This window comes from Streptomyces sp. NPDC043854 (assembly GCF_056436005.1).
The window spans coordinates 123,037-143,864 of the sequence record NZ_JBWKDK010000007.1 but is presented as its reverse complement, the minus strand read 5'-3'; the positions used below and the strand labels follow the sequence as shown (position 1 = coordinate 143,864).

Annotated in this window: 18 protein-coding genes; 8 read left to right on the top strand and 10 right to left on the bottom strand. The window is 75.4% G+C overall.

Features of this window, described 5'->3' with window-relative positions:
* Nucleotides 1-131: 131 nt before the first annotated feature.
* Nucleotides 132-2,228: a SpoIIE family protein phosphatase gene (locus AC068A_RS09610; RefSeq protein WP_478583092.1), complete on the bottom strand. Its 2,097-nt coding sequence runs from the start codon at nucleotides 2,226-2,228 to the stop codon at nucleotides 132-134.
* A gap of 348 nt (nucleotides 2,229-2,576) precedes the next feature.
* On the opposite strand from AC068A_RS09610, the gene AC068A_RS09605 reads away from it, so the two are divergent.
* The 4 genes from AC068A_RS09605 to AC068A_RS09590 all read left to right on the top strand — a co-directional run bounded on the left by AC068A_RS09605 (nucleotide 2,577) and on the right by AC068A_RS09590 (nucleotide 9,521).
* Complete coding sequence (locus AC068A_RS09605; RefSeq protein ID WP_478583090.1) at nucleotides 2,577-2,933, top strand: hypothetical protein; 357 nt, start codon at nucleotides 2,577-2,579, stop codon at nucleotides 2,931-2,933.
* A gap of 161 nt (nucleotides 2,934-3,094) precedes the next feature.
* Complete coding sequence (locus AC068A_RS09600; RefSeq protein ID WP_478583088.1) at nucleotides 3,095-7,138, top strand: nSTAND1 domain-containing NTPase; 4,044 nt, start codon at nucleotides 3,095-3,097, stop codon at nucleotides 7,136-7,138.
* A 128-nt stretch (nucleotides 7,139-7,266) separates the two neighbouring features.
* On the top strand, nucleotides 7,267-8,112 hold the full coding sequence (locus tag AC068A_RS09595; RefSeq protein WP_478583086.1) for an NlpC/P60 family protein: 846 nt from the start codon (nucleotides 7,267-7,269) through the stop codon (nucleotides 8,110-8,112).
* Nucleotides 8,113-8,255: 143 nt separating this feature from the next.
* Nucleotides 8,256-9,521: a serine hydrolase domain-containing protein gene (locus AC068A_RS09590; protein WP_478583083.1), complete on the top strand. Its 1,266-nt coding sequence runs from the start codon at nucleotides 8,256-8,258 to the stop codon at nucleotides 9,519-9,521.
* Between the two features lie 90 nt (nucleotides 9,522-9,611).
* Here AC068A_RS09590 and AC068A_RS09585 read toward each other — a convergent pair whose 3' ends face one another.
* The 5 genes from AC068A_RS09585 to AC068A_RS09565 all read right to left on the bottom strand — a co-directional run bounded on the left by AC068A_RS09585 (nucleotide 9,612) and on the right by AC068A_RS09565 (nucleotide 13,988).
* Entirely contained in the window at nucleotides 9,612-10,349 is a 738-nt protein-coding gene (locus tag AC068A_RS09585) for a hypothetical protein (RefSeq protein ID WP_478583081.1), read from the bottom strand.
* On the bottom strand, nucleotides 10,333-11,283 hold the full coding sequence (locus AC068A_RS09580; protein WP_478583080.1) for a sigma factor-like helix-turn-helix DNA-binding protein: 951 nt from the start codon (nucleotides 11,281-11,283) through the stop codon (nucleotides 10,333-10,335). Before AC068A_RS09580 ends, AC068A_RS09585 begins: the two co-directional genes overlap by 17 nt.
* A complete protein-coding gene (locus AC068A_RS09575; RefSeq protein ID WP_478583077.1) occupies nucleotides 11,280-11,507 on the bottom strand; it encodes a hypothetical protein in 228 nt (75 codons plus the stop codon). Before AC068A_RS09575 ends, AC068A_RS09580 begins: the two co-directional genes overlap by 4 nt.
* Before the next feature lie 200 nt (nucleotides 11,508-11,707).
* The gene (locus AC068A_RS09570) at nucleotides 11,708-13,318 is read right to left on the bottom strand and encodes a sensor histidine kinase (protein ID WP_478583075.1); all 1,611 of its coding nucleotides are present in this window, start codon (nucleotides 13,316-13,318) and stop codon (nucleotides 11,708-11,710) included.
* Complete coding sequence (locus AC068A_RS09565) at nucleotides 13,311-13,988, bottom strand: response regulator transcription factor (protein ID WP_478583073.1); 678 nt, start codon at nucleotides 13,986-13,988, stop codon at nucleotides 13,311-13,313. Before AC068A_RS09565 ends, AC068A_RS09570 begins: the two co-directional genes overlap by 8 nt.
* Before the next feature lie 133 nt (nucleotides 13,989-14,121).
* On the opposite strand from AC068A_RS09565, the gene AC068A_RS09560 reads away from it, so the two are divergent.
* A complete protein-coding gene (locus tag AC068A_RS09560; RefSeq protein WP_478583072.1) occupies nucleotides 14,122-14,736 on the top strand; it encodes a hypothetical protein in 615 nt (204 codons plus the stop codon).
* 196 nt (nucleotides 14,737-14,932) lie between these two features.
* Here the strand turns inward: AC068A_RS09560 and AC068A_RS09555 are convergent, their stop codons facing one another.
* On the bottom strand, nucleotides 14,933-15,637 hold the full coding sequence (locus AC068A_RS09555) for a hemerythrin domain-containing protein (RefSeq protein WP_478583069.1): 705 nt from the start codon (nucleotides 15,635-15,637) through the stop codon (nucleotides 14,933-14,935).
* Between the two features lie 107 nt (nucleotides 15,638-15,744).
* On the opposite strand from AC068A_RS09555, the gene AC068A_RS09550 reads away from it, so the two are divergent.
* Nucleotides 15,745-16,557 carry an IclR family transcriptional regulator gene (locus tag AC068A_RS09550; protein WP_478583068.1) on the top strand — a complete coding sequence of 271 codons (813 nt, stop codon included), beginning with the start codon at nucleotides 15,745-15,747 and terminating at the stop codon, nucleotides 16,555-16,557.
* Between the two features lie 84 nt (nucleotides 16,558-16,641).
* Nucleotides 16,642-16,968, top strand: coding sequence for a putative quinol monooxygenase (locus AC068A_RS09545; protein ID WP_478583066.1), 327 nt, complete (start codon nucleotides 16,642-16,644; stop codon nucleotides 16,966-16,968).
* A gap of 33 nt (nucleotides 16,969-17,001) precedes the next feature.
* Here AC068A_RS09545 and AC068A_RS09540 read toward each other — a convergent pair whose 3' ends face one another.
* The 3 genes from AC068A_RS09540 to AC068A_RS09530 form a co-directional block, all read right to left on the bottom strand.
* Entirely contained in the window at nucleotides 17,002-18,630 is a 1,629-nt protein-coding gene (locus AC068A_RS09540) for an AMP-binding protein (protein ID WP_478583064.1), read from the bottom strand.
* A gap of 93 nt (nucleotides 18,631-18,723) precedes the next feature.
* A complete protein-coding gene (locus AC068A_RS09535) occupies nucleotides 18,724-19,416 on the bottom strand; it encodes an RraA family protein (protein ID WP_478583062.1) in 693 nt (230 codons plus the stop codon).
* 159 nt (nucleotides 19,417-19,575) lie between these two features.
* Nucleotides 19,576-19,824, bottom strand: coding sequence for a hypothetical protein (locus AC068A_RS09530; RefSeq protein WP_478583060.1), 249 nt, complete (start codon nucleotides 19,822-19,824; stop codon nucleotides 19,576-19,578).
* Nucleotides 19,825-20,194: 370 nt separating this feature from the next.
* Here AC068A_RS09530 and AC068A_RS09525 point away from each other — a divergent pair, with 370 nt between their 5' ends.
* Nucleotides 20,195-20,695: a hypothetical protein gene (locus AC068A_RS09525; RefSeq protein ID WP_478583058.1), complete on the top strand. Its 501-nt coding sequence runs from the start codon at nucleotides 20,195-20,197 to the stop codon at nucleotides 20,693-20,695.
* Nucleotides 20,696-20,828 lie beyond the last annotated feature (133 nt).

Sequence of the window (20,828 nt, the reverse complement as noted above, 5' to 3'; positions counted from 1 at the left end):
GTCCGGCCGGTGGCCGCCCGGGACCGAAGACTCGTGGCGGGTGAAAGGGTGTGGGCGGCCGTGCACGTGCTGATCGCGGGGGCGGCAGCCGTCTGACGCCTGCGGCGGCGGCCCGGGCCGGGCCGTCGCGGCTACTGCGGCGTGTTGTGGCCCGGTGGGGGCTCCCGCCGGACGCGGGCCAGGATGAGGACCGTGTCGTCCGTGGCGGCGGCGTCGGGGAGGAGTTCGGCGAGGATGCGGTCCGCGGACTCCTCCAGGGAGTCGACGGGGGCGGCGAGCCGGCTGCGGAGGGTGTCGACGCCGGTGTCGATGTCCTGGCCGCGGGCTTCGACGAGGCCGTCGGTGTAGAGGGCGAGGACGGCGCCCTCGGGGAGGTCGACCGTGATCGAGCGGTAGGCCACGCCGCCCACCCCCAGCGGGATGCCGAGGTCCTCGCCGAGGGTGCGGACGGTGCCGTCCGGTGTGCGGAGCAGGGGCGGCAGGTGGCCGGCGTTGGCGATGCGTGCGCTGCCGGTGTGCGGGTCGTAGTCGAGGTACAGGCAGGTCGCCCATTCGATGCCCGCCTCCTGGGCGCAGTCGTCGAGTTCGGCGAGGAGGGCCGCCGGGTCGTCGGAGGTGTGCCGGGCCAGGGTCTTGGCGGTGATCCGCAGCCGGCCCATGGACGCGGCGGCGAGGACCCCGTGCCCCATGACGTCGCCGACGACGAGGGCGACCCGGCCGCCGGGCAGGGCGATGGCGTCGTACCAGTCGCCGCCCACCTCGGTGACGCGGCTGCCCGGCAGGTAGCGGTGGGCGATGTCGACGTACGGGCCGGCGGCCGCGGCGCTGGGCAGCAGGGCGCGCTGGAGGGTGAGCGCGATGTCCTGGATCCGGCCGTACAGGCGGGCGTTGTCCAGGCAGAGGGCGGCGCGGGAGGCGAGTTCGCCGGCGAGGCGGAGGTCTTCCGTGGCGAAGGCCGGGCGGCGGGCGGACCGGCCGAAGATGGCGAGGCCCTGCACGGTGCCGCGGGCGATGAGCGGTGCGATGAGGATGTCGGCGAAGCCGCTGTCCAGCAGCAGCCGGGCGCGCTGCGCGTCGGTGACGGTCCGGGCCAAGAACTCGGCGTCGACCGGGACGGACAGGGGGCGGCCGGTGCTCAGCATCTCGTGGATGCTGGAGCCGGGCGGGTAGACGATCCGCTCCAAGCCGCCGAGGAGTTCGTCGGCGGCGGGGGCGTCGAGGACGGTGCCCGAGGCGATCCGCCGGGTGATGAGCGGCAGCAGCGGGTCAAAGTCCTCGGTCTCGTCCATCCATTCCACGAGTTCCACGACGCAGCCGTCCCCGAAGTCCGGCACGGCCGCCTGCACCAGTTCGTGCGCGGTGACGTCGAGGTCGAGGGTGGTGCCGATGCGGGCCGCGGCCCGGTCGAGGAGGGCGAGGCGCTGCCGGGCGGCACTGGCCTCGAGGATGGCCCGTTCCCGGTCCGTGACGTCGACCATGAGGCCGCCGAGGCCGCGCCGGGTGTCGCCGGCGCCGCTCAGCGGGAAGAAGCTGACCGAGCGGACCTGGTCGAGGTCCGGGCGGCCCGGTGTGCGCAGTCCGACGAGGGCACCGACGACGGTGAGGCCGCCGCGGGCGACGGACCGCAGCATCCGCTGGTACTCGCCGCCGTCCGACGTGATCATGATGTCGTCGACGGGGCGCCCGAGGTGGTCGGCGAGGGAAATGCCGTCCATGTCGGCCAGGGCCTGGTTGAGGTGGACGTAGCGGAGGTCCTCGTCGAGCATGACCAGGCCGATCGGGCAGGTCTTGAAGAGGGTGTCGAGGAAGACGAGGTTGGTCTTCACCCGGTCGAGGTCCTCGCCACGGGCCGCCAGCCCGAGGACGACGGTGGATCCCGTCGGGCCTGTCAGCGGGAAGACCCGGAACCCGCAGTCGAAGACGGTGCCGTCCCCGTGCAGCGCCGACATCCGTACCCGCCAGTACCCGAGGGCGTGGGCACGCTCGGCGAGCCGGGCCGCGCTGCCCGGCTCCCCCGGGGCGGGCGGCGGGAAGAGGTCCGCGGCGGGCCGGGACAGCACGGCTTCGGCCGGGCGTCCGAAGAGGACCTGCGCTCCGGGGCCCCAGTAGCAGACCCGCTCCTCGGCATCGATGGCGAAGACGGCCACGGGCACGTCCTCCAGGAGCGCCCCCGGTTCCGAGCGGAGCGGGCTGGTCCCCGGCTCGCCCCCCGGCCCGGCCGCTGGCATCGCCTGGCCCCCTTCCGCGCACGGCCCGCCCGGTGCACGCACGGCCCGCGCGGGTGGCTGTCCGGGCCCGCACGGCAGGTCGCGGGCCGCCTCCTCAATTCTGCGCGCCCTGCAGGCCGAGGACACCACCGGGCGGCGGACCGTGGCCGCCGTACGACGGACGGTGACCGCGCGGGCCGGGTTGCCCACGGCGGTACGGGCTCGCAGGCCGGGAACGGTTTCCCGGGCGGGGCCGGCGACGGGCGACGGGAAACCCGTCGACCGCTCCCGGCAGCGCGGACAGGCTGATCCCGTCAGCAGTCGGCAATCAGTACGAATGCAATCCCATGGGGGAACACGATGCGCACCATGCTCCGCAGTGCCGCCGCCTTCGCCACCGCCGCCGCGGCCGTCCTGGCCCTGGGCGGCGCGGCCGACGCCAAGCCCGCCGACGAGTGGGCGGGCTGCCCGTACGGGTCGGTCTGCATATACCCGGAGAACCAGAACCCGGCCGTCAAGCCGACCCACGTCTTCACCCGCTACGGGGCCCACAACCTGAGCAACCAGTACGGCAACCACTGGGTCCTCAACAACCAGTACGGCGGCGCCACCGCGAGCCTGTGCACGGGTGCCAACGGGGTGGGCTGCGGCGACCCGATCGGTGCGGGCCGGGGCGTCTACGCCAACCTCACGCCGATCAACTCCATCACCCTCAACCGGCCGTAGCCACGCGCCTGTTCGGGCAGCCTTGCGGATCCGCCGCCCGCCGGCTCCGCAAGGCCGCCCTGCTGTGCTGTTTTCCGCCACACCGGACGCGGTGCACGCCGGACCGCCCGGCCCCCGCTGTAGCCTGGGTCTGCCATCTCACGACCTGGGCGCACACTGCCGTGGGGGATGCCGTGGGGGACCCGGACCCGGAGCGCGGACGGAACACCACTGACCAGCCCGACCCGTCCGCAGCAGCGCAGACACCCGTACCGGCGGCGGCCGACGGCGGCGGTGCGGCGGCGGCGTTCCCGGCGCAGTTGCGCCGGCTGCGGGTGGAGCGGGGCCTGTCGCTGGCGGGCCTGGCCCGCCAGACGCACTACAGCAAGGGCTACCTGAGCAAGATCGAGACCGGTGCCAAGCGGGTCACCGTGGACGTGGCGCTGCGCTGCGACCGGGTGCTGGAGGCCGACGGCACGCTGCTGCGACTGGCCCGGGAGGCGGAGGCGGAGGCGTCCGCGGCCCGGGCCGCCACCCCCGCCCGTGCCCCCGGCGCGGGCCCCGGCGCGGGCACGAGGTCCGCGGCCGGTTCGGGGTCCGTCCCGCAGTCGGACGGCGAGTGCCCCTACCGGGGCCTGGCGGCGTTCACCGACCGGGACGCGGACCGGTTCTTCGGCCGGGAGCGTGCGACGGCCGCGCTCGTCGAGCGGGTCTTCGAACGGATCGGCTGCGGCCCGCTGCTGCTCGTGGCCCGGTCGGGCGCGGGCAAGTCCTCGCTGCTGAGCGCCGGTCTGCTGCCGGCGCTGCGGCGCCGCGGGGGTTTCCCGGCGGCCGGCGCCGCATCGTGGCCGGTCGTACGGTTCACCCCGACTGCGCATCCCCTCCAGGAGGTGCTGGACTGCACCGCGAAGGTGCTGGGCGGCGATCCCGGCATCACCCCGCAGGAGCTGGCGGACCGGCCCGAGCGGCTCCTGGAGGCGGTCGGGCGGCAGCGGGGGCGTACGGTCCGGCTGGTACTGCTCGTCGACCAGTTCGAGGAGGTTTTCACCCTCTGCGGTGACGAGGAGGAGCGGCACGCCTTCATCCGCGTGCTGTGCGTCCTGGCCACGGCCCGCCCGGAACCCGCACCGGAATCGGAACAGGAGGCGGAGGCGGAGGCGGAGCGGCAGGATGCCGCCGTCGTGGTCCTCGGCCTGCGGGCCGACTTCTCCGGCAGCTGCCTGGACCTCCCCGAGCTCGCCGCGGTCTTCACCGACGGCCTGTTCGTCCTGCCGCCCATGTCCGTGGCCGAGCTCAAGGAGGCCGTCGTCCGCCCGGCGGAGCGTGCCGGGCTCGCCCTCGAACCCGGCCTGGTGCCCGTTCTGCTGCGGGACGCCGGCGTACGCGACGGCCTCGCCGACGCGGCCGGGGCCGGGCGGGCGGCGGCCCCTGCCGGCGCGCTTCCGCTGGTGTCGCACGCGCTGCTGGCCACGTGGCAGCGGCGCGAGGGGGCGGTGCTGACCGTCGCGGGGTACGAGCGCACCGGCGGCATCCAGGGTGCCGTCGCGCAGACCGCCGAGAGCGTGTTCGCCCGGCTGTACCCGGCGGAGCAGCGGATGGTGCGCCGGATCCTGGTGGCCCTGGTCCACGTCGCCGACGGCACGGCGGCGACCCGGCGCCGGATGGGCCGGGCCGCGCTGCTGGAGCAGTTCGCGGACGCGGCGGCGCCGGCCGCGCGGGCGCTGGACGCCTTCGTGGGGGCCCGGCTCGTCACCGCGGACCGCGACACCGTGGAGATCGCCCACGAGGCCCTGCTGCACGCCTGGCCCCGGCTGCACGGCTGGATCCACGCGGACGGGGACGGCCTGCTGATCCACCGCCAGCTCGCCGAGGCCGCCGCCGCGTGGGTGCGCGAGGGCCGCGACCCGTCCGTCCTGCACCGCGGGACCCGGCTGGAGACCGCCCGGTCCTGGGCCGAGGAGCTCGACGGCCGGAGTCGGCTCACCCCGCTGGAGGCGGAGTTCCTGGGCGCGAGCGCGGCCGCCGAGGAGGCCAGGCGCACGCAGGCCCGGCGCCAGGTCCGGCGCCGGCAGCGGATGCTGGCGCTGCTGCTGGTGCTGCTGGTCCTGGCCGTGGCCGCGGGCGGTGTCGCGTACCGGCAGCGGGCGCAGGCCCTCGGCCAGGAGCGCGTCGCCCGGTCGCACGCGCTGGCCGCGGAGTCGGCCGCGCTGGCGGCCGGCCGGCCCGAGGCGTCGATGCGGCTCGCCGAGGAGGCGTACCGCACGGAGGCGACCCCGCAGGCGCGCGGGGCGCTGCTGAGCACCCAGGCCCAGCCCTTCCTGGCCCGGCTGGCCGGGCACAGCGGCCCGGTCAACGCGGTGGCCTTCGCCCCGGGCAGCCGGCTGCTGGCGACGGCCGGTTCCGACGGGAAGGTGCTGCTGCGCCGGGTCTCCGACCGGCGGACGGCCGCGACCCTGACCATGCCCGGGCGGGTCCGCTCGGTCGCCTTCAGCCCCGACGGCCGCACCCTCGCGGCGACCTCCACCGAAGGCCCCGTACGGCTGTGGGACACCACGGGGCGCCTCACGGCCGAGCTCCCGGCGCAGACGGCGGGCGCCCGGGCCCTGGCGTTCTCCCCCGACGGGCGCACCCTGGCCGTGGCGGCCGCCGACGGCACGGTGCAGCTGCGGGATCCGGCGGGCGGCGCGGGCATGCCGCGCATCCTGACCGGGCACACGGGGAGGGTCGAGGCGCTGGCGTACGCGCCGGACGGCCGGACCCTGGCCTCGGCCGGCGCCGACCAGACGGTGAGGCTGTGGGACGTGGCCGGGGACCGTCCGGCCGCCGTCCTGCGCGGGCACACCAGCGGGTTGCTGGGCGTGGCCTTCGCCCCGGACGGGCGGAGCGTGGCCAGCGGCGGCAGCGACCGTACGGTGCGGCTGTGGGACGTTGCCGAGCGGCGGGCGACCGCGACGCTGACCGGGCACAGCGACGATGTCAACGCCGTCGCCTACACCCCGGACGGCACGACGGTCATCAGTGCCGGCGGCGACGGCGCCACCCGGCTGTGGGACGTGCGCAGCGGCCGGCCGACGGCCACGCTGTCGGGCCACACCGACTACGTGCTCGCCCTCGCCGTGGACCCGGCGGGGGCGGTACTGGCCACGGCCTCCTTCGACCAGTCCGTGGTGCTGTGGGACCTGCGCGGTCCGGTGCTGGCCTCCCGGCCGTTCGCCGAGGTCTGGCACGCCGCGTACAGCCCGGACGGGAAGCTGCTGGCCACCGCCGACGGGGACCGCACGGTGCGGCTGTGGGACGTGCCCGGGCGGCGGCCGGCCGCGGTGTTCGAGGGGCACACGGAGGCCGTGTACGGGGTGGCGTTCTCCCCGGACGGGCGGACCCTGGCCTCGGCCGGCTCGGACGGCACGGTCCGGCTGTGGGACGTCGCCGCGCGTACGCCGCCGGCCACGCTCACCGGCCACGGCGGCATCGTGTACGCGGTGGCCTTCGCCCCGGACGGGCGGACGCTCGCCTCGGCGTCGTCCGACCGCACGGTCCGGCTGTGGGACGTGCCCGGGCGGGCGCCCCTGGCCACCCTCACCGGCCACACCGACTACGCCAACGACGTGGTGTTCAGCCCCGACGGGCGCACCCTGGCGAGCGCCGGGGACGATCTGACGGTCCGGCTGTGGGACGTGGCGGGCCGGGCGCCGCTGGCCACCCTCACCGGGCACGCGGGCGCGGTGCGGGCCGTGGCCTTCGCCCCGGACGGGCGGAGCCTGGCGAGCAGCGGCAACGAGGGCACCGTACGCCTGTGGGACGTGCGGCGGCACGCGGTCACGGCGGTGCTGGCCGGACACGTCGGCGCCGCCCGGGGCATCGCCTTCTCCCCCGACGGCCGCATCCTGGCCAGCAGCGGCAACGACCGCACGGTGCGGCTGTGGGACGTGCCCGGGCGGCGGCTGTGGGCCGCCCTGACGGGTCATGTGAACGCGGTGTGGGGCGTGGTCTTCTCGCCCGACGGACGGACGGTGGCCAGCAGCAGCACCGACGGCACGGTCCGGCTGTGGGACCCGGACCCCGCGGCCCGGCTGGCGGCCGCCTGCCGGCTCGTCGCAGCGCACGGGCCGTCCGGCAACCCGCCCGGCAACCCGCCCGACGGATCGTCCGACCATCCGTCAGGCGGATTGTCCGACGGCCCGGCGGACACGCGGGAGTCCGCGGCGCGCTGCGCCGAAAGGCCCTGACCGGCAGGGGTTTCCCGCGGGTTTCCCGTTGCCCGTACGGGTGGGGTGACGCCCGGATCTCGACGCCGCGGGCGCGCTGCCAGCAGGCTCGTGCCGTACGCGTCGCGGCAACAGAAACGGGGTCCCGCATGCTTCGCCGGTTCGCTTCCATCGGCACGCTCATCGCACTCCTGGCCGTCCTCCTGTGGGCGCCCGGCGCGGCCCCGGCCGCCGCCGACACCGCGTGCCGGGTCCTGGCCCCGGGCGCCTCCCCGGCGGCCGAACGGGCGGTCGCCGCCGCCTGCGAACAGGTCGCGGCCGGCGTCTGGTACACCTGGGGCGGTGGTCACGGCCCGGAGCCGGGTGCCACGTACGGCCAGGTGGACCCCACCGACCCGGCCAGCGAGCACGATCCGGAACGGCTCGGCTTCGACTGCTCCGGCCTGGTCCGGTACGCCTATGCGCGGGCCACCGGCTCGGACATCCTGAACGGCACCGCGTCCTCCCAGTACTACACGCACCGCGCGGCCGAGCGCTTCACGGCCGGCCAGGGCCTCGCGCCGCTCCTCCCCGGCGACCTGCTCGTGTGGGGGACCTCCCCGCACCTGCACCACATCGCCGTCTACCTGGGGGCGGGCCGGATGGCGGAGGCCAGGCAGTCCGGCACCAAGCTGATGGTCAGTGACGTCCGGCTGTCCGGCGACTACTACGGGGCGGTGCGCGTCAACACCGGGCCCGTAACGGGATCCCTCTTCCGGACGTGGGGCACCGGTGTCTGGACCAAGGCCCTCCCGTCCACCTCGGCCGGCCGCGTCTACGCCTTCCCGGGGCCGACGACGATCCGCGTCCAGTGCCAGAAGCACGCCGAGAAGGTGACCTCGGACGGCTACACCAACGACGCCTGGTCCTATCTGCCCGACTACAAGGCGTGGATGACGAACATCTACATCCAGGGGCCTGCATGGCTGGAAGGCGTGCCCACCTGCTCCTTCTGACGCGTTGCGGTGCACGGCACGCCCCCGGGCGAGCCGTACGATCCCCCCTCCTCCCCCTCCCCTCATCCTCCGTCCTCCCCCCTCCCCCTCATCCTCCGTCCCCCTCCCCCTCCCTCCCGTCTCCGCATCAGCCGAGGAGCACCGTGCGCCTGCCCGCCCACCGCCGCCTGACCGTCGGCGCCGCCCTGCTGGCCGCAGTGGCCGCCGTGGCGCCGGCCGCCACCGCCCACGCCGCCGTGAACCAGCCGGCCGCGACGCCCGCCGGGATCTCCACCGCGCCGGCGCCGAGGCCCGACCTCGACGCGCTCGTACGGGCGTTGCGCAGCACGACGGCGGCCGGCGCGCCCGGGGCCATGGCCCGCTTCACCGGACCGGGCCGGCCCGTGGCCAAGGCGGTGGGGGTGCGGGACCGGGCCGACGGCGCGGCGATGGATCCCCAGGCCCGCTTCCGGATCGGCAGTGTCACCAAGACGTTCTCCGCGGTCGTCCTGCTGCAACTGGTGGCCGAGGGGCGGCTGGGCCTGGACGACCCGGTCGGGCGGCACCTGCCCGGGCTGCTGCCCGACGGCGACCGGATCACGGTGCGCCACCTGCTGTCCCACCGCAGCGGGCTGGCCGACTACACGCACGCGATGTTCGAGCGCACCGTGCCCGGCTTCGAGGCCGTCCGGAACAGGGTGTTCACCCCGCGGGACCTCGTCCGCCTCTCGCTGCGCGAGCCGCGCACCACGCAGCCGGGGGCGGCGTACGCGTACTCGAACACCAACTTCGCGGTCGTCGGCATGCTCATCGAGAAGACCACCGGGCACGGGTTGGCGCAGGAGTACGAGCGCCGCGTCATCAAGCCGCTGGGGCTGAACCACACCGCGTACGTGCACCCGGCCACGGCGGTCCCCGGGCGGCACGTGCGCGGCTACCTCCACCCCGACGAGGCGGGGGCGCCGCTGGTGGACTCCACCGAGCAGACGGCGTCCTGGGCGCAGGCCGCCGGGGCGATGATCTCCAGCCCGGCCGACCTGAACACCTTCATGTCCGCGCTGCTCGGGGGCCGGCTGCTGCCGCCGCGGATGCTGGACGCGATGCTCGTGATGAGCCCGACCGACGCCGCGCGCACCCGGTTCTACGGGCTCGGGCTGCGGCGCTACGACCTGACCTGCGGAGTGCAGGTGTACGGCCACACGGGAACGGTACAGGGCTACTACACCTACGCCTTCGCCACCCGCGACGGGCGGCGCGCGCTGGCCGCCATGGCCAACACCTCGAACCGGGGCGAGGCCAACACCGCGCTGGGCGGCACGCTCGAAGCCGTCTTCTGCGGCGGGAAGTCCGCCGCGGGGAGGCCCGGCCGCGGCTTCGCGGCGACGGCGAGGCCCGCTCCGGCGGAGGCGGACCTGCCGGAGCGCGGCTGACGCGGCCGGGCCCCGGCGGGGCTCACCGGCGTGCAGCGGTGAGTCGGCCGCCGCTTCCGGGCGTGGCGGCGAGCGGGTGACGGACCTGCCTCAGGCCGACGGGCCGCCGGCGGCCGTGATGGCCCGGATCCGCTCACTGAAGTCCGGTGCGGGCAGGGGGAGTTCGAGATCGTCGTCGACATAGCGGACCGCGGCGGAGACGTACTCCATGACGGCGTCGACCGTCGCCCGGCCGGGCCCGGGCCCCTGCCCCGGCGCCTCCCCCTGCCCCTGCCCCTGTACCGGCCCGTCCGTCCGGTCGGCCCGCGGTGTCCGCGGGACGGCGGGCAGGCCGCAGTCGCCGGCCGGGGCGGTCTGGCGGCGCCACCACACCGCCTGCCGGTTCTCGCCGAGGGCCAGGTGGTGGAGGTACAGGCAGTGCGTGGCGATCGAGTCCCCGGCGCCGGCCGCGTACTGCCACCAGAAGCGGGCGGAGTCCTCGGCGTCGGTGAGCAGCAGGATGCAGCCCAGGACGCGCGCACCGGAGGGCTGGGGCAGCGTCTGGGTGAGGAAGCCGCCGCCCAGCGCGCTGACGGCTGCGCTGGTGACGGCCGTCTCGCAGAGGGCCTGGAGGTCGTCCGCGGCGCCCCGCATGGCCCGCTGCCGGTCGGCGGCGGGGGCCGGGGGCCCGGCCGGGTGGCCCGGGGCGCCGGAGTACGCGTCCGCGGGAACGGATTCGGCCGCGGTCGCGGGGCCGGCGGTGCGGGCGAGGTCGGTGATGTCGGCGGGCGGGTACGCGGCGTCGTGGAGGCGGGCGCGGGCGAGCAGTTCGTCAATGGTCGAGGCCACGGGGGTGTCCCTCCTCGGCGGTGCCCATCGGGTGCAGGATCGTGTCCAGGTTGCGCCTGGCGTGCCGCGCGGTGGAGCGCACGGAGGCGAGGGAGACCCCCAGCTCGTCCGCCACCTGGGTGTCCTCCAGGCCGCACAGGTGCAGCAGGACGACGACGTCCCGCTGGACGGGCGCCAGTTCGGCCACGGCCCGGAACAGGGCCATGGTCTCCTCGACCTGGCCGACCGGGTCGGGGGCGGTGTCCAGTGCGACGGTGTCGAAGGCGGCCAGCGCGAGCGAGGGGCGGCCGTTCTCCTTCGGGGCGTGTTCGAGCACGGTCTGGCGCAGCATCGGCCAGGCGAACCGTTCGGGGTTCTCGCTGGCCAGCGCGTCGTGCCAGAGCAGCAGCAGGAGGGTGAAGACGTCGCCGACGGCCTTCTCGACGAGGGCGGGCCGGCGCAGGAACGCGGCCGCGTAGCGGGTGTAGTGCGGGCGGTGCATCTCCTGGAAGGCCAGGTAGTCCAGGGGGACCGGGCCCGCGGGGGCGGCGCGGCCGCCGGCTCCGGCGCCACCGGCTCCTGCGCCGCCGGCCTCGTGGAGGCAGTCCCTGATCCACGAGGTCCGCTTGCCCGCGTCGCGCGCCGCCAGCACCCATCGCAGCCGCATCGCCTCGTACGACACCCGGGGCTTCAGCACCGTGAGGACGGTGCGGACGAAGGCCCAGCGCGGGTAGCGCTCGACCGCGCGCAGCAGTTCGGAGATGTGCGACTTGGGCCAGCCGGTGCGGGCCTGGAGCTCGTCGAGGGTGAGGCCGCTGCCGTGGAAGGCGTGGCGCAGCGGCTCCAGCCAGGCCCGGTGCGCCGCGCCGGTGCCGTCGGCGATGGGCCCGAGCCGCCGCCCGCGCTTGCCCCGCCTGTCCTGGGGCACGTCCCGGGGTGCCGAGGGGACGGTCATCCCTGCGCCTCCTCTTCCCGCTCGGGCTGCGGGGTGGGCCGCCGCTCACGCCGGCCCTCGGCCGCTCCCGTGCCGGCCTGCACGATCTGCTGCACGGCGAGGGCGGCCGACGGGATCAGCGCGGTGATCGCCGCGACGGGCTGGCCCGCCACCACCATCACCACGCTGAAGGCGAAGATCGCTAAGAGCGCCACCACCGTGACGATCATCCGGTTGTTCTTCATCGCGCCGTCCTCCGGCTGCTTGCGCCATGGGCGAATTCCGTTCGGGACTCGGCCCTTGGCGGTGTCTCACGCCCCCCTTCAAGAGCCGAGGCAAGCATGGAGTGAACAGAGATGGACAGGCGCGGAAAAAGCAGAACGGGGAACAATCAGATTCGCCGGGGAAGGCGGCCCGGCCGGACCCGCCGTGCAGTGGCCGCAGGTCAGCCGCGGTCCGGCGGCCGGGTCCCCGGGGGCGGCGTGTCCAGGCCCACAACGCCCCGGCGCGCGGTGTCCCGGGCCGCCGTGTCCAGGGCCGCCGTGTCCAGGGCCGCCGTGTCCAGGGCCGCCGTGTCCAGGGCCGCCGTGTCCAGGGCCGCCGTGTCCAGGGGGAGAGCCGCCACCAGGCGGGCGCCGGCCGGGGAGTCCAGGGCGGCGAGGGTGCCGCCGAGACGGGTGGCGATGTCCCGCGCTATCGCCAGGCCCAGGCCGGTGCCGCCCTCGTCGCGGCTGCGGGCGTCGTCGAGGCGGGTGAACCGCTCGAAGACCCGCTCGCGGTCGGCGGCCGGGATGCCCGGACCGTCGTCCCGTACCTCCACGACGGCCGTGCCGCGGCCCCGGTCGACGCGCAGCGACAGCAGGACCTGCTGCTCGGCGTGGCGCTGCGCGTTGTCCAGCAGGTTGGTGACGAGCCGGGAGAGCCAGAGCGTACTGCCGCGCACGGTGGCCTCGTCGGCGATCTCCAGGTCGACGGGGATGCGGTCGCGGCGGCGGGCCCGGACCGCCTCCCGGGCCACCTCGGCAAGGTCGACCGCGGAGTCCGGCGCCGGCTCCGAGGTGTCGAGCCGGGCCAGCAGGAGCAGGTCGGAGGCGAGGTCCTGGAGCCGTACGGTGTCCTCCAGCGCGCCGCCGACCAGTTCCCCCCACAGCGCCGGGTCGGGGTGGGCCTGGGCGACCTCCAGCTGGGTGCGCAGCACCGTGATGGGGCTGCGCAGTTCGTGCGAGGCGTCGGCGATGAACCGGCGCTGGCGGATCCCTGCGGCCTCCAGCCGGTCCAGGGTGGCGTTCATCGTGACGGCGAGCCGGGCCACCTCGTCCTGGCTGCGCGGTACGGGCACCCTGCGGTGCAGGTCCCGTTCGCTGATCTCGGCGACCTCTGCGCGGATCGCCTCGACGGGGCGCAGCGCCCAGCCCGTCACCCGCCAGGTGACCAGGGCCACGGTGAGGACGAGCAGCGGCACGGCCACGGCCAGGACGGCGGTGATCGTCTCGTCCGCGGCATCGGCCTGCCGCAGGGAGGTCCCCGCGTAGACGGTGACGAGCCCCTCCTCCGTGACGGTGGTGACCTGGACGACGCGGAGGCGGTGTTCGCCGCGTGCCGGGGCGGGCTTCCAGGTGTTGCGGACGGTGCCCGGCTTGCCGGGGCGGGTCGGGGTCAGCGGGGGGCGGCCGGCCAGGCCCGGGCTGGCGGCGAGGACGCGGCCCTTGGCGTCGACGACCTGGAGGAAGTCGGTGCCGAGGCCCGGGGTCAGCACCCTGTCGAGCCGGCCGCGCGCCGCGAGGGCGGCGGTGGCGAGGGCCTGCCGTTCGGCATCGGCCTGGGCGCCGCGTACGAGCCTGCCGTCCAGGATGCCCAGCAGGGCGAAGGAGGCGGCGCCGAGGGCCAGGGCCACCACGGCGGTGGCGCCGAGCGTGGCCCGGGCGCGGACCGAGCGGGGGCGCAGCCGGCGTACCGCCGCACGGAGCCGGGCGGCGGTGCCGCGGGGTGCGGGGCCGGGGTCGGGGCCGGTGCCCCGGTGTGCGGCGGGGCCGCTCGCGGGTGCGGGTTCAGCCACCGTCGGCCGCCAGCCGGTAGCCCGCTCCGCGGACGGTCTCCACCGCGGCCCGGCCGAACGGGGCGTCGATCTTCCGGCGCAGGGCGCTGACGTGGACCTCGACGACGTTCAGGTCGCCCTCGTAGGCGGCGTCCCAGACGTTCTCCAGTATGTCCCGTTTGGGGACCACCTCCCCGGCCCGCCGGGCCAGGTACTCCAGGACCGCGAACTCCCGCGAGGTCAGGCGGGCCTCGCTGCCGCCGCGGGTGCAGCGCTGCCGGGCCGGGTCGATGACCAGGTCGCCGAACTCCAGGACCTGCGGGCTGCGGCGGCCGGTGCGCCGGACGAGGGCGCGCAACCGGGCGACGAGGACGACGTAGGAGAACGGCTTGGAGAGGAAGTCGTCCGCACCGGTGTCGAGGGCCTCGGCCTCGTCGTACTCGCCGTCCTTGGCGGTGAGCATGAGGATCCCGGACTCGCAGCCGCTCGCCCGCAGCCGGGCGCAGACCCGGTAGCCGTTGAGGCCGGGCAGCATGATGTCGAGCACGATGGCGTCGTAGTCGTGCTCGCACGCCAGCCAGAGGCCCTCGAGGCCGTCGTGGGCGACGTCCACCGAGAAGCCCTCGGCCTGCAGGCCCCGCTGAAGGGCAGCGGCGAGCCGCCGTTCGTCCTCGACCACCAGTACGCGCATGGGGTCAAGGTTCTCAGGTCGTCCCGGCGGTTTGCTGAAGAGGCCTTCAGCCTGCTTCAGCGGGGCTTCAGCATGGCCTGTGCAGGATCCGGCGAGCCGGGCAGGGTGCCCGGAGAACGCGAGGAGCAGTCTCATGACTCAGTCCAGCCCCCAGCCTGCCGAGCCCCCGACGGAAGCGGGCGAGACGAAGGCCGGTCCGGCGGCGGGGAGCCGCGGCCGGATGGCCCGGCTGGTCCGCGAGGGGCGTACGCGGTGGGTGGCGCTCGGGGTGGTCGCGGCGGTCGGCGGCGGTGCGGCGGCGGCCGTGGCCGTCGCGGCCGGGCACCACCACCGGGAGCATGCGCCGGGGATGTTCGCCGCGGAGATGCGGGCGCACCACCGGCACGGGGAGGGGCCGGTGGACGGCCCGTTCGGGCAGAAGCGGTTCAAGGGCGGCGAGCCGCCCGCGGTCGACGGGGAGCGCGGCTGGCCGATACCGGGCGTGAAGCCGGGCCGGGGCGAGGGCGGCATCGCCAAGGCCCCGGTGCCGCTGCCGGCGCTGCCGGCCGCGCAGGCCGTGGAGAAGGCGGCTGCCGCCGTGGAGGGCGGCAAGGTCGAGGCGCTGCGCGCAGTGCCGCAGGAGGGCGGCAAGAGCGCCTGGCTGGCGGTGGTCCTCGGCCCCGACGGCGTCCGCCACGCCGTGACCCTGAACGGCGAGGACGGCACGATCACCGGCAACACGGTCCGCGGCAAGTCCCCCCGCCCCTGACCCGGATCCGAACCGCCCGCCCGGCGGCCCGGCCCGCACCCGGACCGCCAACACGGGGGCCGGACTGCACACGCCCGCCCGGCGCAACGCCACCCCGCAGACCCGAGCACCCCGGCGACGCACCAGCCACCTTCCCCGGCCACCGAAACGGGGCGTCGTACCTGCGGACCTGGGGCGGCGGCGGGCGGGGCTGCCGTCAGCCCGCGAAGACGGCCTCCGCCTCGTCGGCGTATGCGCGCAGCAGCGGCCGTACGGCGGCGGGGTCCGCGGTGCCGCGGGGCAGCAGGCGGTCCAGCTCGCCGGGGGTGGCGTGGCTGAGCATCCAGCCGCGGGCCCAGGCCGGGTCCGCCGAGCGGTCCGCGGAGCGGATGCCGGCCTCGGCGGCGGCGTACGCGGTGCCGGGCACCCGGCGGGTGATCAGCGGGAGCAGGTGCTCCTCCTCGGCGGCGACGTGCCGGGCGAGGAGGTCCCGCTGCCGGGCGAGGAGGCGGGCCAGATCCCGTACGTGGCGGTCCGGATCGTCGGCGAAGCGGTCCGCGGCCGTGTCGCAGGCGGCCTGGAGGGCGTCGAGCGCCTCGTGGTCGTCGGCGAAGCGGACCAGGCCGGCGACGGTGTCGGCCGCATCGGGTGCGGCGTCGAGGATCACCGGCCACAGGATCCGGTCCTCGCCGCGGTGGTGGCCCCGTACGGCGGCGTGGTAGCGGTGCACGTACGCGGCGATGGCGGCGGCCCGCCCTGCGGGCACCGGACGCCCGGCCGAGGCGAGGCCGGCGAGCAGCCCGGCGAGGCGGTCGATGTCGGCGAGCATCGCCCGGTGGGCGAGCCGGATGCCGGTGAGGTCGGGTGCCGTGCCGGTGCCGTGCGGTGCTGCCGTGGTGGCGCGGGTGCGTTCGCTGTCCATGCCACGACTCTGCCCGGCACTCCTTTGCATCCGGTCAACGTTCGATGAACGCCGCCGGGCGCCGTAGGCTCGTACGCCTGTCCTGCCGTCCGCCCTGGGGAACCGCCATGCCGCCGTCCACCGGTCCCGGTACCGGTCCGCAGTCCGTCGACCGCGCACTGGCGATCCTCGACGCCGTCGCCGACACGGGCGGCGGGCCGGTCAGTGCGAAGACCCTGGCACGCAGGCTGGAGTGCTCGCTGTCCACGGCCTACCACCTGCTGGCCCCGCTCACCGAGCGCGGCTACCTGGTGCGCACCGCGCAGGGGTACGTGCTGGGGCCCCGGATCCCCGGGCTGCACCGGAGCCTGCTGCGGCAGTTGGAGCCGGCCCCGCGCATGGCGGACGTGCTGGCCCGGCTGCGCCGCGCGACCGGAGCCGAGGCGTACTACACCGCGTACCGGGGCGGCTTGATCACGGTGGTCGACACGACGGCGCCGGTCACGGACACCGGCAACCCGTTCACTCCGGGGCGGGAGACCCGGGCCCATGCCACCGCGCACGGCAAGGTGCTGCTGGCCGAGCTGCCGCGGCCGGCGCTGCGGCGGTATCTGGCCGAGCACGGGATGGCCCGGCTGACCGGGGCCACCATCACCCGTGCCGACGTGCTGGAGGCCGAGCTGTCCCGGGTGCGGGGGCAGGGCTTCGCCGTGTCGGTCGGGGAGGCCGATCCCGCGTACACCTGCGTGGCCGTCGCCCTGCCGCGCGGGTCGGGCGGGCCCGGCGGCCGCGGCGGTGGCGGTGGCGGTGCCGGTGGCGGCGACGCGGTGCACGCCCTGTCGGTGTCGCTGCCGACCGCGGAGTTCCGGCGGCGGACCCGGGAGGTCCGCACCGCCCTCGTCCGGACCGCCGAAGAGGTGCAGGCCGCGGACCGCCGCTGACCTCGGACCGCGGAGTTTCCGACGATGCCGGAAAACGGGCCCGCCCGGCTGCGCCGCCCGGGCGCCGTCTGCCAGGCTGGCCGCATGATCTTCATCGCCGTCAGGTTCGACGTCCGTCCCGAGTTCAGCGACGACTGGCTCACGATCGTCGACGACTTCACCCGGGCCACCCGCAGCGAGCCGGGCAACCTCTTCTACGACTGGTCGCGCAGCGTCGACGACCCCACCAAGTACACGCTCCTCGAGGGCTTCGCCGACGCCGAGGCGGGCGCCGCGCACGTCGCGTCGGACCACTTCAAGGCCGGCATGGAGACGATGGCCGGCGCCATCGCCACCCGGCCGGAGATCATCCACGTCGAGGTGCCCGGCCAGGGCTGGAACACCATGGCCGAGCTGTCGCCGCGCGACTGAACCGCCGTCACCTCTCCCGCGCCGCGGTGCACGTCACACGGGGAGGTCCAGCAGGCGGGCGGCCATCTCGCGCATCTCGACCTTGCGGACCTTCCCGGTGACGGTCATCGGGAACTCCTGCACCACGTGGACGTAGCGCGGGATCTTGAAGTGGGCCAGCCGTCCGCGGCAGTACGCGCGGACGGCCTCCGCGGTCAGCGGCGCGGCGCCGTCGCGCATCCGCACCCACGCCATCAGCTCCTCCCCGTACTTGGCGTCGGGCACGCCGATGACCTGGACGTCCAGGACGTCCGGGTGGGCGTGGAGGAACTCCTCGACCTCCCGGGGATACACGTTCTCCCCGCCGCGGATCACCATGTCCTTGATCCGGCCGGTGATGCTCAGGTAGCCGTCGTCGTCCATGACCGCGAGGTCCCCGGTGTGCATCCAGCGCGCCGCGTCGACCGCCTCGGCGGTGCGCTCCGGTTCGCCCCAGTAGCCGAGCATCACCGAGTAGCCGCGGGTGCACAGCTCCCCCGGCTCGCCGCGCGGGACGGTCCGGCCGGTCTGCGGGTCGACGACCTTGACCTCCAGGTGCGGCCCGACCCGGCCGACGGTGGAGACCCGGCGTTCGAGGGAGTCGGCGGCGCGGGTCTGCGTCGACACCGGGGAGGTCTCCGTCATCCCGTAGCAGATGGACACCTCGGTCATGCCCATGCGGTCGATGACCTCCTTCATCACCTCCACCGGGCACGGCGAGCCGGCCATGATGCCGGTCCGCAGACTGGACAGGTCGTACCCGGAGAAGCCCGGATCGGCCAGTTCGGCGATGAACATGGTGGGGACGCCGTACAGCGAGGTGCACCGCTCGGCCTCGACCGCGGCGAGGGTGGCCGCCGGGTCGAAGGAGGGGGCGGGAATCACCATCGTCGCACCGTGACTCGTGCAGGCCAGGTTTCCCATGACCATGCCAAAACAGTGGTAGAACGGAACCGGGATGCACACCCGGTCCCGCTCGGTGTAGTGGCACAACTCGCCTACGAAGAAACCGTTGTTGAGGATGTTGTGGTGCGACAGGGTCGCACCCTTGGGGAAGCCGGTGGTCCCCGACGTGTACTGGATGTTGACCGGGTCGTCCGGGCCCAGCCCGGCCCCCGCGCGCGCCAGTTCGGCCGGATCGCCGCCGCGGCCCCGCTCCAGCAAGGCCGTCCAGTCGGGCCCGTCCAGCAGGACGGTGAACTCCAACTCCGGGCAGCGCGGCCGCACTTCCTCGATCATGGCGGCGTAGTCGGAGGTCTTGAAGCGGTCCGCGGCGACCAGCATCCGCATCCCCGACTGCCGCAGCACGTACTCCAACTCGTGGGCCCGGTAGGCAGGGTTGACGGTGACGAGGATCGCGCCGAGCTTGGCGGTGGCGTACTGCACCAGCGTCCACTCGGCGCGGTTGGGAGCCCAGATGCCGACCCGGTCGCCCTTGACGACGCCGAGGCCGAGCAGGCCGAGGGCGACTGCGTCGACATCGGCGGCCAACTCCGCGTACGTCCAGCGGCGCCCGGTGGCGGCCTCGACGAGCGCGTCACGGCCGGGGAAGCGGCGTACGGTGCGGTCCAGATTCTCCCCGATCGTGTCGCCCAGCAGCGGCACTTCACAGACCCCGGACGCATAGCTCGACGCAGCGGACACACGTTCCTCCTCGATCGGTGGCGGTGCATCGTAGCCGGTCCGGTGCCCCGGGCACGCCGCTCTTCACGCCACTCCCCCGATCCACTCCCCGATCTATTCCTCGATGGCGCCGCCGATCCGCCGCAGGTGCCGGCGGAAGGTGTACGAGGGGTCGGCCTCCCGCAGGACGAGGTAGTCGGCGAAGGCCGTCTGCCGGCGGAGGGTGTCGCCCGAGCGGATCCTGCGGGCCTGTTCGCGCTCGGTGTCCCGGATCCGCCGGGCGGCGTCCAGTACCTCCTCCACCCGGTCGGCGGCGACGAACAGCACCCCGTCCGCGTCACCGAGGACGACGTCCCCGCCGGTCACCAGGTGCGCCCCGAACCGGGCACTGACCAGCGCCTCCGGCTCCCGCTCGTCCAGCCGTACGGGACCGGCCGGGACGGATCCGTAGCTGAAGACGGGGAGGCCGATCTCCGCCAGCTCCGGCGTGTCGCGGTGCAGCCCCCACACCGCCAGGCCCGCGAGGCCCGCCCGGTCGGCCTCCAGTGCGGCCAGGTCGCCGACGCAGGCCTCGTCGGTGCGGCCGCCGTTGTCGATCACCAGGACGTCGCCGGGCCGGGCGCCGTCGAACGCCTCCAGGAAGACGTCGACGCTGCCGTAGTGGCGTACCGGCAGCGCGGGCCCGGCGATCCGGTGCCCGGTGACGACCGCGCCGATGCCGGGTGGCGCGACGCGCAGCGGCAGCCCGGTGCGCACGCACGCGTCGGCGACGAGCGGGGTGGACAGGTCGGCGAAGTCCTTCAGCATCGGCTCCCCTTCTCCTCCGGGTCCTCCGGTCGGGGGCGGCCGAACGGGTCGCCCGCCCCCATGGTGCCGCCCGGTGCGCCGCGGCGCGGGCCGCCACCCCAGAGGCTGCCGCCTCCAGGGGATGTCACTTCAGGGGATGTCACTTCAGGGGATGCCGCTTCAGGGAATGTCGGTGTCCGAAGGCTCCGCCTCGTAGGCGTGCGGGTCGTCGGTCACCCATTCGATCAGCGGGGAGTCGCCGAGGACGATGTCGTCGGGATCGGGCACGCCGGCCCGGCGCAGGAACTCGATGACGTCGGCGTCGCTGCGGGCCAGGCCCAGGATCGACTCCTGCCCCTCGGCCCGCAGGGAGACCCGGCGGCCGCCCGCGGGCGCGATCCGGTGGACGACGATCGGCGCATGGTGCATGCGCCCAGCCTCCGCCGGGGCGGGCGGGCCCGCATCCGGACGCGAGCCGGCCGGTCTACGGGCGGAGGTCTACGGGCGGAGGTCTACGGGCGGAAGGTGACCGGCAGGGCCCGCAGGGCGTGGAAGCGGAAGGTGGCGGCCCACGGGAGCCCTTCGAGCGGGCTCCTCCGGGCGACGGGGCGGATCCGGCCAAAATTTTGGCATGCTCCTGACATTTCAAGCGGGTCGTGGGACCTTCCGTGGCGTACGCTTCACCAGCTCTCTCCCCCGGCCGGTACGCGGACCACCACCGCCCGCCGGGTGCACGCCGGCGTGGCCCACCCAGGCCCCGCTTCACACCCCACAGGACGTGGCGAAGAGGAGCGACAGCATGAAGACCTCGACATGGCCGGGCGTGACCGCCCTGGCGGCCGCGCTGCTCGTCGGCGGCGCCGTACCGGCGAGCGCCCTCGGCCCCGCCGCCGAGCAGCGGCTCGACGGCACCATCGTGGTCGCGGGCAACACCTGCACCTGGACCGACGCGCACACCAGCGCCGACCCCCCGAGCACGCTGACCGTCGACCGCACGACCATCAACACCCCCGGCGGCAACCTGAGCTGCGGCGGCGGCATCACCGCCGCCCTCAACAACAACCCCGTCTTCACCTTCGACGACGCCGCCGGCACCGCCAGGACGGACGCCATCGACATCACCGGCAGGCAGAGCTTCATCTCCTGCCGCTACAAGGCCTCGAACATCACCTGGAACCGGGACGGGTCCACCCGCAAGTACGTCAACCAGGCCTTCACCGCCACCAAGGTCTCGGGCAGCTTCCTGTGCCCCGGCTCGGTCACCACCGCGGCCGGCGACGCCTCCATGCTCTTCCGCTGACGCCGGCCCCGGCCCCGCCCCCGGCCCGCGCGCCCGGCACGACACGGCCCGGCCCCGGCCCGGACACGGCCGGGGGGGGGGCCGTTCCGGCGCGGGTCCGGCCGGGGAGATACCGCGCCTGTGGTTGCACGTG